Source organism: Mucilaginibacter sp. SG538B, assembly GCF_013376065.1.
Lineage (GTDB): Bacteria > Bacteroidota > Bacteroidia > Sphingobacteriales > Sphingobacteriaceae > Mucilaginibacter > Mucilaginibacter rubeus.
Map to the genome: position 1 here is coordinate 302,588 of NZ_JABMJI010000004.1, position 14,681 is coordinate 317,268.

The window sequence follows — 14,681 nt, forward strand, 5'->3', positions numbered from 1 at the left end:
ATGGCAGAGTGATGCAAATGGTTGCATGGGGATGTAAATATTTTGATGAATAGTTTAAGAAGATGAATGATGATGATTTGTTGTAACTTCGGTTTACAGCTTTTTGAGAAGCGCCAATAGATAAAATCATGGAATTAATCCTAAAATCAGATAACAAGCAAAGCATCGCGAAGATAATCGCTTTGGCTAAAGAGCTTAATGTTATTATAGAAGAAAAAAGTGCAGAAACTGAGAGTATAAGCCGCGAAGCGCTCAAAGAGCGGATTTTGAATTTCAGGGCTGCTTCTGAATCTTCATTTGGGGATCCGGTAGAATGGCAAAGAGCTCAAAGGGGAGATCATGAATTAGATATATCTGCGATTTTAGAAAATCAAAAGAAGTTGCTTGAACTGGAGGGGAAAATAGAACTTGACGATGAGGCTTTTAGATAAATATTAAAATCAGCTGATTATTTCTTCTCCCTATATCTTTTATAAATCTTCACGGCTATCATCAATATCACTGCCAGCGATACCAAGCCAACAACACCAAAGATCCAATTCAAAGCGCTCTTAAGCACCACAAGGAAAACAATGGCGAACAGAAAAATGGTAGCAAGTTCATTCCACAAGCGGAGCTGAATGGATGTCCATCTGAATACGCCGTTACGCATCTGTTTTATTTTATTTTGGCAGATGAAATGATAGATCACTAAAGCCACAACAAAGGTTAGCTTGATATGCATCCATCCAAATTGAAGCCAAATTGGCTTGAGGATAAGCATCGTTGCGCCCGCTACTATAGTAATGTACATTGAGGGGATAGTTATGATATTCCATAACTTGCGTTCAATGATTTCGAATTGTTTAGACAATATAGTACGATCCGGCTCGGGCTTATCCTGGGCTTCGGTATGATAAATAAATAAACGTACGCTATAAAATAACCCCGCCATCCAGCAGACCACAAAAATGATATGTATAGCTTTTACGTAATCGTACATGTCAATTAATACATGTCATTGCGAGGAACGAAGCAATCGCGAACTTTACAGAGCGACTTGCATAGTTCGGGATTGCCACGCTATCGCTCGCAATGACATGTTGGCTTTATTATTAGTTTCTGTATTCTTTTATCACTTCTACCGCGTACTTCACATTATCAAACGGGATATCAGGCATAATGCCATGGCCCAGGTTAAAGATGAAGCCGTTTTCGCCTTTCATTCGGTCGAACAGGTGGTAGATGCGTTCTTTAATTACTTTTTTATCGGCATAAAGGATGTGCGGATCAAGGTTCCCCTGTACTGCAATACCTGCCGGTAAACGTTTTTTGATATCTAACAGATCGACATTCCAATCGATAGAAATTACATCCGGCTTAGCCTCTGCCATTAGCGGTGCAAAAACCGAGCTGCCTTTACAGAAAGAAATCACCGGGATATCTTTACGGTTTAGTTTGCTGATGATCTCAGCAATATAACGGTGACTAAATTCTTTATAATCATCCCATGCCAAAGCTTGCGCCCAACTGTCAAAGATCTGTACAGCATTTACGCCCGCAGCAATCTGCATGTTGAGATAGTCGGCCGTCACGGCAGCTATTTTTGATAACAACTGATGGGCCATTTCCGGCTCATTGTGCAGCATCAGTTTGGTAAGTTTAAAATCTTTTGATGATCCGCCTTCAACCAAATAGCTCATTACGGTAAACGGTGCACCGGCAAAACCTATCAACGGAATACGGCCGCCAAGGCGCTGTTGAATCACCTTAATAGCATCGGCAACATATTGCAGCTTATCAATAACATTAGTTTGCAGGTTATCGATATCGGCTTGTGTACGTACAGGGTTAGCAAACAGCGGACCAACACCTGCGTTGAAACTAAGGTCACCGCCCATGGCTTCACCCGTTACCAGGATATCTGAAAACAAAATTGCACCGTCAATTCCTAACAGATCAACCGGTAGCATGGTAACATCGGCGGCTATCTCCGGCGTTTTGCACATTTCAAGGAACGAGTATTTGTTTTTAATGTCCCAATACTCTTTCATAAAGCGGCCTGCCTGCCTCATCATCCAAACTGGTGGGCGTTCTGTTTGCTCCGAAAATGCCGCTTTTATTAATAACGAATCTCTCATACTTTAGTTAGATGCAAGAGGTCAAGAATCAAGAACCAAGAAGAGAACGTCTCCCTTCATAATTCTTGCTTCCTGACTCCTGCCGTCTTATTTCTTATTTTCTTGTCTCTTGACTCTTATAGTCTTGATTCTTTCTTCTTACTGTCTTGATTCTTTCTGAAGCTCCTGCTGAAGTCGGCTTATCACTTCCCTCATTTTGGCAGTTATTTTTTCTTTATGCTGCTCGGTTAACTGCAGGTAAGCTTTCGCTTTTTCAAAATTACCACGCCTGATGCTGATATTGGCTACACTAACCAAAGCGGCTACGTGGTCATTAACCGAACGCAAGGGGTATTGTGCCGCTATTTCATAGTGCATTTCTGCCCCTTCAAAATCCTGCCTTTGCAGGCATAAACCGCCGTATATAAACTCATAATATCCCCGGCGGTTTTTGCTGAGCCATTCGGGTTTCATGATCTCGTTTAACGAGGCAGCAGTTTTATCATAATCCTTTACATGAAAATGTTTGGATGCTACAACCAACGTACCCTGCCTGAAATAATCCCAGATAAGCAGGATGATCATCATAGCTGCAACTGCCGCAAGTTCATAAATTTGAAAGTATACCAATATACCTAACGACAGCAGAAATATAAACGCAATGAATATACGTGTCCTGTTACTGAACATTAATGCTGGTTATCGGTAAATTTATAGCCAACGCCACGAATGGAGTGGAAATAAACCGGGTTTTTAGGATCTGGTTCAAAGTACTTACGGAAGGTTAGGATAAAGTTGTCGATAGTACGGGTTGACGGATAAACGTCATAATTCCAAACGGTTTCCAGGATTTGCTCGCGCGATACGGCGTCATTACGGCGCTCAATCAACAATTTAAGCAGCATGGTTTCCTTTTTGGTAAGGGCGGTAATGGAGCCATCTTCGTTAACCAGCTCAAATGAGTTAAAATGGATGGTTTTATCACCTATTTTATAGCTGTTAAACTCTTTCAGGTCTTCGCCTTTTAAGCTGCGTTTTACCAGGTTGTTCACCCTTAAAATAAGCTCCTCGAGGTTAAACGGCTTGGTAAGATAATCATCAGCACCTTTTTTTAAGCCCGAAATCTTGTCCTCATTGGTGTTTTTAGCCGTAAGGAACATGATAGGTACTTCGGTATTTTCAAGCCTGATGGTTTCGGCGACAACAAAGCCGTCAATTTCGGGCATCATTACGTCCAGTATCACCAGGTTAAAACGTTCTTCCTTAAATAACTGTAAAGCTTTTTTGCCGTTTTTAGCCGGAGTTACCTTATAGCCTTCCAGCTCAAGGTTAAGCTTAATTGCTTCTAACAAATGCTCTTCGTCTTCGGCCAATAAAATCCTTTTTTTGTTTGGCATATTATTCATTGTCTTAATTTAGGTTAGTCCAAATGTAACTTCAAAAATACTACCAGCAGGGCGGTTATCTTTAACCCTGATGCTGGCCTGGTGTTTATCCAACACCTCCTTAACAATATAAAGGCCCAGTCCGGTGCCCTTTGTGTTACGGGTTTCTTCACTGCCTACACGGTAAAAACGGTCGAAAATGCGGGTTTTCTCCTCGTCGGCTATGCCGATACCATGATCAGATACCTGCAAATAAACTTTATCATCTTTCGAAAACAGCTTTACCCCAACAGATGAGCAGGGGCTTGAATATTTTACAGCGTTTTCTATCAAATTGGTCACTACCGATGTCAGGGCAAATTTATCGCCCACAATCTCCACCTTAGGCTCAATCTCGGCTTCTATGATCTGCTGGTTGCAATCGCATTTGGAGATCTGCAGACGGTTAACAATGCTGTCAACCAAAACCGAAAGGTTAAAGCTGGCCTTAGGGAAACTATATGAGCGGTTTTCGATCTTAGATGCAAGCAGCATATTCTCAACCATGTCATCCAAACGCTCAACATCGTTCAATGATTTTTCAATAAAATCAAGCAGCTGTTCTTTGGTTAGATGACGTTTCTGGATGGTTTGCAAGAGGATCTTGATTGATGCCAGCGGCGATTTCAGCTCATGCGTTACCGAAAGCAGGAAGTTCTTTTTTTGCTCCTGCAGACGGCGCTCTTTATTAAACGAGCGGTGCAGGTTAATGGCGCCAATTAAAAATACGGCTACAAACATAGCCCCTTCGCCCAGAATCATACCGGTACGGCGCGGTTGCAGCGTAACCAGCATATAGCCCCACCATACCAGTTCGGCAACGGCGTAGGTGATGAGCGCGTAAAAAATAACAAATGACTTCTTCATATCAGTTGGCAGTTATCAGTTTTCAGTTGGCAGTAGTTTGTCAGTTTGCAATGTTATATTAAGTGCAAACTGCCCGCCGGCAACTGCAAACTGGCTACTTAGAATTGAATACTAAATCCAAACTATCAAATATAGCACGTTTTGTTTTCTCCAGGTCTGTTTTGGTATGGGCTGATGATATAAAGCCAACCTCATAACCCGACGGACCTAAATAAATGCCCCTGTTCAACAATTCGCGGTGGAACTTTTTGAATTTTTCCATGCTTGACGAATCAATATCTTCGGCTTTACGAATATACTCTTTATCTGTAAAAGCAAACCAAAATATGGAGCCTATGCCAAACACCTTAAACTTATAATTGCGGGCGGTAGCAAAACGCTGAATGGCTTCTACGAACTCCTCTGTTTTATTGTTCAGGTCGCGGTAAAAGCCCATGCGTAAAAGCTCACTAAGCTGGGCGATACCGGCACCCATAGCAACTGGGTTACCCGATAGTGTGCCTGCCTGGTAAACCGAACCTTCCGGCGAGATATTGCTCATGATTGCTGCCGATGATCCATAAGCACCAACAGGCATACCGCCACCGATAATTTTACCGTAAGTAATAATATCAGGCTTGATCTGGTAGTAACCGGCAGCACCTTCAAAGCCAACGCGGAAACCGGAGATCACCTCATCAAATATCAGCATGGTGCCGTTTTGCGTACAGATGTCGCGCAGATATTGCAGGTATTCTTTTTCCTGTAGCAGCAAACCGTTATTTGCTGGTACCGGCTCAATGATCACCGCCGCAATCTGGTCTTTAAATTCTTCAAAAGCTTTAGCTAATGCTTCCTTATCGTTAAGTGCTACTACTATGGTTTCATCAGCGACTGATTTAGGCACGCCGGCTGATGAAGTTTCGCCGAAGGTAACCAGGCCCGAACCTGCTTTTACCAATAAAGCATCAGCATGGCCGTGATAGCAGCCTTCAAATTTCAGGATCTTATCGCGTTTGGTATATCCCCTGGCCAACCTGATGGCCGACATTACAGCCTCAGTACCTGAGCTTACAAAGCGGATTTTTTCAATAAACTTATTGTTTTTCAGGATCAGCTCGGCCAGTTCATTTTCCAATGCGGTAGGTGCACCGAAGCTCATGCCGTTTTGCATTACCTCAATAACTTTTTCCCTTACTTTAGCATTGTTGTGCCCCAGGATCAGTGGCCCCCATGAGCAGCAGTAATCGATAAATTCGTTACCGTCGGCATCCCAGATATGGCTCCCATCGCCTTTTTGAATAAACAGCGGCGTGCCATAAACAGACTTGAAAGCCCTTACCGGTGAATTAACCCCACCCGGAAAATAGGTTTGCGCCTTAGCATAAAGCTCGGCCGATTTTTCGCGACTGATATCGGGCTTGCCCGTAGTATTTACCGGTTCATCCTCTGCAGAAAACATCTTTTTTATTGAATCGAACATATATTGTTGAAATTCTAAACTCTGATTTTTGTTTAACCAGTACTACTTAATTCCTTGTAATTGGTTAATTGTAAGTAATCGGTATTAATTGTGCTTTTCGATTATGTTTATCACTGTGGGCGTTGCCTGCGGCCCGGGCTTTCCGTTGCAAGTCCTCGCTTTGCCATCCCTCAATCCCGCCCGCGCTGTGGGCTTTCCACTGCAATCCCTAACGCGGCCTGCGCACTAACCTCTAATCTCCAACCTCTAATCACTACCCTACAACCACTTATTCTCCAAAACCTCTTTGGCATGGTAGGTTAAAATAGCAGTTGCACCGGCACGACGGATACTGGTAAGTACCTCGGTAATGGCACGCTGCTCGTTTAACCAGCCGCGTTGTATGGCGGCTTTGATCATGGCATATTCGCCGCTTACGTTGTAGGCAGCGACAGGCAGTTCGGTATTATCTTTTATCAGTTTAATAACGTCAAGGTAGGGAAGGGCCGGTTTTACCATCAAAAAGTCGGCGCCTTCCAGTTCATCCAGTTCGGCCTCAATCAGGGCTTCGCGCTGGTTGGCGGGATTCATCTGGTAAGTTTTTTTATCGCCGAACTTTGGTGCCGAGTTCAATGCATCCCTGAACGGGCCATAAAATGCACTCGCATATTTAGCCGAGTATGACATGATCGATACGTTGGTAAAACCATTGTCGTCAAGCACATTACGAATATAACCTACACGGCCATCCATCATATCTGATGGCGCAATAATATCAGCGCCTGACTGTGCATGTGCCAAAGCCATTTTACCCAAAACATCAAGCGTTTCATCGTTCAGGATCACGCCATTTTCTACAATACCATCATGGCCATCACTGCTGTAGGGGTCCATGGCTACATCGGTAATTACGCAGGCTTCAGGAAAGTTCTTTTTTACCTCGCGGATAGCGCGCAGATACAAACTCTCGTCGCGGTAGCTTTCCGTAGCAAATTTGTCCTTCAACTCCTCGGCAATATTAGGGAACAGGTCGAAAGAGTTAAGGCCCAGTTTAAGGCAGCTTTCAATTTCGCGCAGCAGGTTATCGATAGAATTACGGAAGATGCCCGGCATCGATGCCACTTCACTTTTCTGGTTTACGCCGTCGATGATAAATAGCGGGAAAATCAGGTTAGCAGCGCTAACATGCGTTTCCTGCACCATCTGGCGGATCACTTCACTTTTTCGGTTCCTTCTTGGTCGTTGTAACATATTATGATCAATACTCAGGTTTCTATAGTTATCTTACCGCCTGCGAAGCACAAATTTATATAAACGTATACAATTATGTGGCTTTAAAAGACTTTAAAGGCAATTTATGGCGTAAGAATGATTTAAAGCGAGGTTTATATAGAATATATAATTATATTTGTATAGCCTAACTACTTGAGGAATAATGAAATACTTTAGATTATCACTGATAATTGCACCGCTGGTTTTTGCTATGCTGGGTTCATGTAAAAAAACGAGCGTCCCCCCTATATCCACAAAATCTGTATCCCAAAAGGTTTTGGCTCAGGCCGGAGCTGACGTAACCATTACTTTACCACAGGATTCGGTTCAACTGACCGGAAAAAGTGGTAATGCTGCTGATGGGATAGCCGGATATTTGTGGAGCCAAATATCAGGGCCTGCAGAAGCTTTCCTTATAAATGAGGCTTCTGCATCGGCTAAAGCAAGACATCTTGTCGAAGGGAAGTATCAGTTCCAATTTATGGTGATTAATAAGGATGGTCTTACGGGTGTTGATACTGTTGAGGTAACAGTAAAGCCTTCGGATGTAACAACACTTGATCTTTCGCCAACCAACAATCCTTATGAAACCAATATCGGTTTGTACAACGGTACGGATGCCAGTAACTGAACCGCGATAGAGGAACCGCTTGCTGCCTGGACTATCGGTGGCTTGCCCATCACCGTACGTAATTTATTAAAATTTGATTTAAGCAGCATTCCGGCCAATGCCACTGTCATATCCGCGGAGCTCCGCTTATATTCTGATACTATACCTAAAAACGGTGATTTGGTACACGCAAACTTCGGTGCTGATAATTCTTTTGTAATACAGCAGGTAGCTGCCGATTGGGATATAACAAATGTTAGCTGGTTTAATCAGCCTGCAGGTTTAACGGCCAACCAGATTGTGGTGCCAAGTACTAACCAGCCCTTTCTAAATATGAATATAAACGTAAAAGATATAGTAAGTGTGATGATAAGCAATAAATCAAATTATGGATTTAAGCTCTCTCTCCAAAATGAAGTATTATACACCAGCCGGATATTTTGCTCAAGCTATTATTATGACAACACAAGGCACCCCAGGTTGATTGTGAAATACGTTAAACATTGATTTTTTAATATTGTCCGTAGCCTTACCACCTACGGACAATATCTGTTTTTTAGCACCTGTTAGTTAGGCAGACTGTTCCAAAAACAGCTTCGGCTAAACCTACTTCGTCGGGCGAGTACGGTAAGGTATATCTGGTACCCATTTCATCAAATTTCTTACCGGTTGATTTACCTATAGCAATTACCTGTTGATTAGGTTCTAATAAATTATCCTGAAAATATGCCTCAACATTTGACGGGCTGGTAAACACAAGTATGTCTGCGCCTGTGGCTTCAACGTGCTGCTCTAACACCGTTTCGTAAACCGTGAGGTCAATTATTTTTGTATCTGCAGATAAACCTTGTTGTATGCTGCGTAAAGAACCTTCGGCACCAGGAAACAATACTTTTGAATGGTTGGCTATTGCCGCAAAATCAGCTGCTACATCGGTGGTATCGCCGCTTTCACCAACATAAGCAGCAAAATAGCCGTTTCGGCGCAAGGCATCTTCTGATCCTGTACCCATTACGCCAAATTTTATTTTAGATGGCAATTGCGGTTTCAGGGCGAAGAAATACTCAACAGCATTTTTGCTGCTAAAAAATATCCAGTTGATATCCCGTAAAATATATGGGTCAAGTTTGTTGATTACCGGCACGGTTCGAATTAACGAGCGGGCATCTATTGCTATGCCATGTTTTTTCATAGCTTTACGGAAATAACTCTGCTCTGAAAGATCACGGGTTATAAATACGCTTTGAGCCAGTTTACGATTGGCGTCAAACATAGATACTATTCTCTCGGCTAATCCATCAGTTGTATCTGATTTTACAAATAATCTGTCCGGAAATTCATCTCCATCGTTGGCTTTAGAGGTAAACACCTGGAAAAAGCCATCTTCCTTACGGCAATAACAACCTAAAGGTAAGTGGCAGCCACCGCCAAATAATTTTAATACGGTACGCTCAACGGCCAGTTCTTCGGCTACATCGGTATGATGTAAGGCCTGCAGGGCCTCAAAAAGTTCATGATCTGTTTCGCGGATCTGGATAGCCAATGCGCCCTGTGCAGGGGCCGGGATCATTTCAACCGGAGTTATTTCTTCCACATGAAACTCGCTCAGGTCGAGGCCTAAACGGCTAACGCCGGCTTTGGCCAGCATAATGGCATCATATTTTTCATCGCGCAGCTTACCGATACGGGTAGGCACGTTACCGCGAAGTTCTTCAATTTCAAGATCGGGACGGTGGGCCAGGAGCTGGGCTTTGCGCCGGTTTGACGAGGTGCCAACGATAGCACCATATTTAACAGATAGCTTTTGGTGCACATCAACGCAGTCTTTCAAGATCAACAACAGTTCAGCCGGGTCTTCCCGTTCTGAAACTGCTGCGATGATGAGTCCCGGAGGATTTTCGGTAGGCAGGTCCTTATGCGAATGGACCGCAATATCAATGGTGCCGGCTATTAATTCTTCTTCTAATTCTTTGGTAAAAAAGCCTTTACCTTCCAACTTATCAAAGCTGAGGTTAAGGATGCGGTCGCCCTGGGTTTTAATGATCTTTAACTCGGCGGTAATATTAATGGCAGCAAGGCTGTCTTTAACGAAATTGGCCTGCCATAAAGCCAATTCACTGCCACGGGTTCCTATAATCAGTTTTCTGTCCAAAAGAATGAATGTTTGCAGCTGCAAATTTAATTTTTTATGCCGATGATAAGGTACATCAATATAATGAATTATTGTTAATTGCAACAAAATGACGGTAATGTGTACGATTAGCGCCATGTAAAACCAGCCAGGCTGCAAGCCGGGAGGCTTGCGACGGCGACGATTTTATAATAGCAGCATTTGTGTAACAAACAGGCTGTCCCAATTTTTTGATTCCCGAGAAAAAATGAAAAAAGCCCCGTGTTTCTTTTTCTTAAAAAATGGATATGTTCCATTTTTTAAGAGTGAAACAGTGAAACGGTTTTTATAAGTTATCGATTGATAGTCAGCGCTTTAATGTTTTGTATGGAACATTGTTAAATTATTGATAATCAACGTTTAAAACTTTATGGAATGTTTATTGAGTGTTTCACGATTGTTGAAGATAAAGCTGATTTTTTAATCTTTTTTCCCATTTTTTTTCATTTTTTTAAGGTGAAACCGGTTGGTTGAATTTGATACTGACAAAGTATTGCCACCAGTAGTTAAAGAATGTAATATTAGCTTTGTGCCCTTCTCTCTATATCTGACGAAGCGTAGCTTCGTCAGATAGCTATTGCAGGCGCATATAACAGATTTTAACTTCGGCCGGCTAATGAAAAGTGGAACATAACGCCGCGGAATCACAAACCTGACTTTGTATCCTCAAACAATAATGGTGACCCATATCCGCACAACCAAACGTCCGTTTTTATTACAATAATTGCCTCTTGTAAAATTGTAATCGCTATATTTCAGTAAGTTATAAAGTTGGAATAACCTTTGACGCAATTGGGCAACTTGACTGCATTCATTTTCCATATTACCCCTTATGATTTTGCATTTTTAGCAACGATATTTATCGGGCTGACTTTTAGCCTGCTCTTATGGTTTACCCCCAATATTAATCGCGCTGCAAACCTTTTTCTGGCCCTGGCGATGCTAACCATAGTTTTATGGATGGTCCGGGTATTGGGACAAAGCATTGGATTGGGCACTTACTTTCCGCATTGGAGCCGGCTGCCGCTTCAATTTTCACTTGCGCCTGGTCCGCTCATTTATTTTTACGTACTTATGATAACCCGGCCAGAGTATAAATTACGCCGCGCGGATCTGCTGCACTTTATCCCCTTGTTGCTGCAACAGGGCATTTTTGTATTGGAGATTGGGCAAAGCGTCAGCACCGGCACGGCAACTTATGATACACCGATCTTTCGGCAAGCGAATCCGGTACTCAATATGGTGGCCTTCATTTCGGTGGTTGCCTACCTGTATATTTCTTTCAGGCTGATAGAAAGTTATGACCGGGAGTTAAAATTCAATAGCGTAAACGACCGCTACTGCAACCAAATGCGCTGGCTGCATCGGTTAATTAAGGCTTTGGGCCTTTTATGGTTATTATGGCTGCCGTTTGCCGCTGCGGATTATTTTTATTTCCACTACCGGTTGGGTATTAACGCGTATTACCCCTTGTACTTGCTGTTAGCAGGAATGATGATCTGGATAGCGGCGACAGTCCATTCAAAACCAGGAAGCACTATTATTGCGCAGGCTCCCGCGGTTTCGAGAACACCGGTTCCGGCAGTGCTGCGGCAAAAGGGGGCCTGGCTCAGGCGGGTTATGGAAGACAAGCGGTATTACGAGGACGCGGAGTTGAGTTTGACCTCGCTCGCTGACAAGCTTGGGCTCACAGTGCATGAATTATCCCGGATCATTAATATTGCTCTCAAAAAAAACTTTAACGATTTTATTAACGAATATCGCGTTGCGGAAGTAATCCGGAAAATGCGGGATCCCGCTTTTGATCATATAACCTTGCTTGGCATAGCACTGGAGTCGGGGTTCAATTCAAAATCCACCTTTAACCGCATTTTTAAACAAATGACGGGTAAAAGCCCGGCGGAATATAAAAATGAACCTCAAAAAGAGTTCCCAGGTTATAACTTAAGACGACACACCCAGTTTGCAGGGGTAATTTCGAAGCATGAAGCCACAATTATGTGGCCTTCCCGGAAATTAAACCGCAGCTATATGTTCAAAAATTATTTTAAGATCGCGTGGCGTAATATCACCCGTCACAAAAGTTACTCGGCCATTAATGTAGCCGGGCTGGCGGTTGGCATTGCGGCCTGCCTGCTGATATTTGTAGTTGTTCAATATGAGTTGAGCTTTGACACCTATCAACCCGGTTATAAAAGCACCTATCGCATCGTTACCAAAAAAGACAGGGAAGGCAATATCAGGTATAGTGCCGGGATTTCAACACCCGCGGTAGATGCTTTTCGCCTTTATTTTCCGCAGGCTGTTGTTGCTGGCATCAATGCCATTTACGGCAGCCAGATCGTGGCCCCTGCAGCCGATGGTAACCCCGTCGGCGATAAAAAATTTATTGAGAACACCGGCATCATGTTTGCCGAACCCCAGCTTTTCAATATTTTTTCAGCAACCTGGCTCGCCGGCAGCGCGTCGGCTTTAAAGGCCCCCAATATGGTGGTGATAGATAAAAGCAGCGCCATAAAATATTTTGGTAACTGGCAACTGGCAGTAGGAAAAACGCTTAGGATGGACAACCTGCTGACGCTAAAGGTTGCGGGTGTGATACAGGATGTTCCCCCCAATACCGACCTGCCGTTTAAAGTGCTAATTTCGTACATTACCTGGAAGCAGAATGCCAAAAGCTACCATTATTCATATACCTGGGATGAAACCAGCAGTGACTGCCAGGTGTATATAAAATTTCCGGCTAATGTGCTGCAAAGCACTATCGAAAGGCAAATGCTCAGTTTTTCCGAAAAACAATTTAATAGTGATAGTAAACGCGCTGCCAGGAAAAGATATGCTGTAGCGCAACCCCTATCGGCAATCCATTTTGACACCAGTTTTGGCGGCACGCTGGGCGATCATGTAACCAGCAAGTCCACGCTGCGTACCTTGTCGCTTATCGCGTTGCTGATCATCGTTATGGCATCCATCAATTTCATTAACCTTTCGACTGCGCAATCTGTAGGCCGCTCCAAAGAAGTAGGCATCCGCAAAGTGCTGGGCAGTAGCCGCGGGCAATTGGTAGGCCTGGTGCTATGCGAAACAGCCATCATTGTACTGTTTTCGGCCGGGCTTGCGGTTTGCGTGGCCGAAATAGCTTTACCGTTACTCAAACATATCGCCAGCGTTTCGGACAGCATTGGTTTGTTCAATCCCGGCATATTGCTTTGCCTGGCCTGCGTAGTACTTGCTGTGGTCCTGCTTTCGGGAGTATACCCGGCAATTATCGTATCAGGATTTAAACCGGTCCAGGCGCTGAAAAATAAGATTAATTCGGCAGCGGTAGGCGGCATATCACTCCGCCGTGTACTGGTAGTTACCCAGTTTGCCATTTCACAGCTGCTGATCATTGGAACGGCCATCGCCGTGAAGCAAATGGATTTTGTAAACAACGCCGACCTTGGATTTAATAAAGAAGCTGTATTGGCTATACCATGCCCTGCCGATAGCGTAGGTTTATCGCGATTAAACAGCTTTAAGCAACAGGTACTTACATTGCCGGGAGTAAAGGCAGCCAGCTTTTCGGCTGATGCACCATCATCGTCGCATAATAATTCAAGTAATTTCTTTTTCAACCACTCAGAAAAGGACCCAGGCTTTGATATTTTTATGAAAGTGGCCGATGCGGATTACTTTAAAACATTTGACCTCCGGTTTATAGCGGGTAAACCTTATCGCGCCAGCGATACCGCGCGCGAACTGGTGGTGAATGAAACCCTGGTGCGCAAACTTGGCATTAAACGTGCCGACGATGCTTTGGGTAAAACTATCACCTTCGACAGTTACGGAAACCTGCCTATAACAGGCGTTGTTGCTGATTTTAAAACAAACTCCATGCGCGAGGAAATTAAACCGCTGGTGATGTTCCCCTCAAAACAATCGGAACAGCAAATAGCCGTAAAAATTGAAAGCCGGAGACTTGCAAAAACGGCAGCATTGGTGCAAAGTGCCTGGGAAAAAAAATATCCCGAATATGCCTACACCGGTTTTTTTGTTGACGAAAGCATTGCCAAATTTTACGAACAGGAAAACCAGCTCGAACTGATTTATAAAGTATTTGCGCTCATCGCGATTTTTATCTCCTGTCTTGGCTTGTATGGCCTGGTATCATTTATGGCAGTACAGCGTACCAGGGAGGTTGGGATCCGGAAGATTTTAGGCGCATCAACAAGCAGCATTGTGTACCTGTTTTCGAAGGAGTTTTTAGTGCTTATCGTAGTGGCATTTGTGATTGGAGCGCCCCTTGCCTGGTACCTGATGAACGGATGGCTGCAAACTTTCGCCTATCGTATTTCGCCGGGCTTATGGGTTTTTATGGCAGCCATTACAACTTCGTTATTGATAGGCTGGTTCACGGTAGGTTACAAAGCGTTAAAAGCCGCGCTGGCGAACCCTGTAAAAAGTTTGAGGACAGAATAATCAGGAAGATGATTGTGAGACTACCTTCTCATCAGGGTCTCTTGTAGAGGACCCTGATGTTTCCACTATCAGCCTTGATCATCTTACGAGAAAAGGCGTACCTGCTTGGCGAAGACATCAGGGTCCTCTACGAGAGACCCTGATGGAACGTAATTTGATGGGCTCTATCGCAGGGTAGTAATGCCCGGCAAAAGCGCACACTTGTTGTAACGTTTCCGAACGGGTGTTATAAATAAATTGATATTAATGTTTTAATTATCAATGATTTATATTAATGGCATGGGTTTTAGATAATGCCTGTATATTAAATAATGTTTTAAGTTCAACAACTTCTACA

General features: G+C 43.5%; 12 protein-coding genes. 4 read left to right on the forward strand and 8 right to left on the reverse strand.

Translation table 11 applies throughout. The features are described from left to right. Positions 1–128: 128 nt before the first annotated feature. Entirely contained in the window at positions 129–431 is a 303-nt protein-coding gene (locus FHW88_RS22285; RefSeq protein WP_090529102.1) for a hypothetical protein, read from the forward strand. Between the two features lie 17 nt (positions 432–448). Here the strand turns inward: FHW88_RS22285 and hemJ are convergent, their stop codons facing one another. The 7 genes from hemJ to hemB form a co-directional block, all read right to left on the reverse strand. Next, the gene (gene hemJ / locus FHW88_RS22290; protein ID WP_176627952.1) at positions 449–982 is read right to left on the reverse strand and encodes a protoporphyrinogen oxidase HemJ; all 534 of its coding nucleotides are present in this window, start codon (positions 980–982) and stop codon (positions 449–451) included. 112 nt (positions 983–1,094) lie between these two features. Continuing rightward, positions 1,095–2,120, reverse strand: coding sequence for a uroporphyrinogen decarboxylase (gene hemE / locus FHW88_RS22295; protein WP_176627953.1), 1,026 nt, complete (start codon positions 2,118–2,120; stop codon positions 1,095–1,097). A 138-nt stretch (positions 2,121–2,258) separates the two neighbouring features. Beyond that, complete coding sequence (locus tag FHW88_RS22300) at positions 2,259–2,789, reverse strand: hypothetical protein (protein ID WP_176627954.1); 531 nt, start codon at positions 2,787–2,789, stop codon at positions 2,259–2,261. Next, the gene (locus tag FHW88_RS22305; protein WP_090529686.1) at positions 2,789–3,496 is read right to left on the reverse strand and encodes a response regulator transcription factor; all 708 of its coding nucleotides are present in this window, start codon (positions 3,494–3,496) and stop codon (positions 2,789–2,791) included. The genes FHW88_RS22300 and FHW88_RS22305 overlap by 1 nt, the downstream gene beginning before the upstream one ends. 18 nt (positions 3,497–3,514) lie before the next feature. Next, on the reverse strand, positions 3,515–4,390 hold the full coding sequence (locus tag FHW88_RS22310; protein WP_090529091.1) for a sensor histidine kinase: 876 nt from the start codon (positions 4,388–4,390) through the stop codon (positions 3,515–3,517). A gap of 94 nt (positions 4,391–4,484) precedes the next feature. Continuing rightward, positions 4,485–5,852: a glutamate-1-semialdehyde 2,1-aminomutase gene (hemL, locus tag FHW88_RS22315; protein WP_176627955.1), complete on the reverse strand. Its 1,368-nt coding sequence runs from the start codon at positions 5,850–5,852 to the stop codon at positions 4,485–4,487. A gap of 258 nt (positions 5,853–6,110) precedes the next feature. Next, positions 6,111–7,082, reverse strand: coding sequence for a porphobilinogen synthase (gene hemB, locus FHW88_RS22320; protein ID WP_176627956.1), 972 nt, complete (start codon positions 7,080–7,082; stop codon positions 6,111–6,113). A gap of 184 nt (positions 7,083–7,266) precedes the next feature. Here hemB and FHW88_RS22325 point away from each other — a divergent pair, with 184 nt between their 5' ends. Continuing rightward, positions 7,267–7,734, forward strand: a complete 468-nt coding sequence (locus FHW88_RS22325) for a PKD domain-containing protein (RefSeq protein WP_176627957.1) — start codon at positions 7,267–7,269, stop codon at positions 7,732–7,734. Between the two features lie 42 nt (positions 7,735–7,776). Then, positions 7,777–8,220 (forward strand): DNRLRE domain-containing protein, encoded by a 444-nt coding sequence (locus tag FHW88_RS22330; RefSeq protein WP_176627958.1) that lies wholly within the window; start codon positions 7,777–7,779, stop codon positions 8,218–8,220. A 49-nt stretch (positions 8,221–8,269) separates the two neighbouring features. On the opposite strand, the gene hemC is transcribed toward FHW88_RS22330, so the two are convergent. Then, positions 8,270–9,865 (reverse strand): hydroxymethylbilane synthase, encoded by a 1,596-nt coding sequence (gene hemC / locus FHW88_RS22335; protein WP_255485396.1) that lies wholly within the window; start codon positions 9,863–9,865, stop codon positions 8,270–8,272. An 819-nt stretch (positions 9,866–10,684) separates the two neighbouring features. Here hemC and FHW88_RS22340 point away from each other — a divergent pair. Next, a complete protein-coding gene (locus tag FHW88_RS22340) occupies positions 10,685–14,344 on the forward strand; it encodes an ABC transporter permease (protein WP_176627960.1) in 3,660 nt (1,219 codons plus the stop codon). The last annotated feature ends 337 nt before the right edge of the window (positions 14,345–14,681 follow it).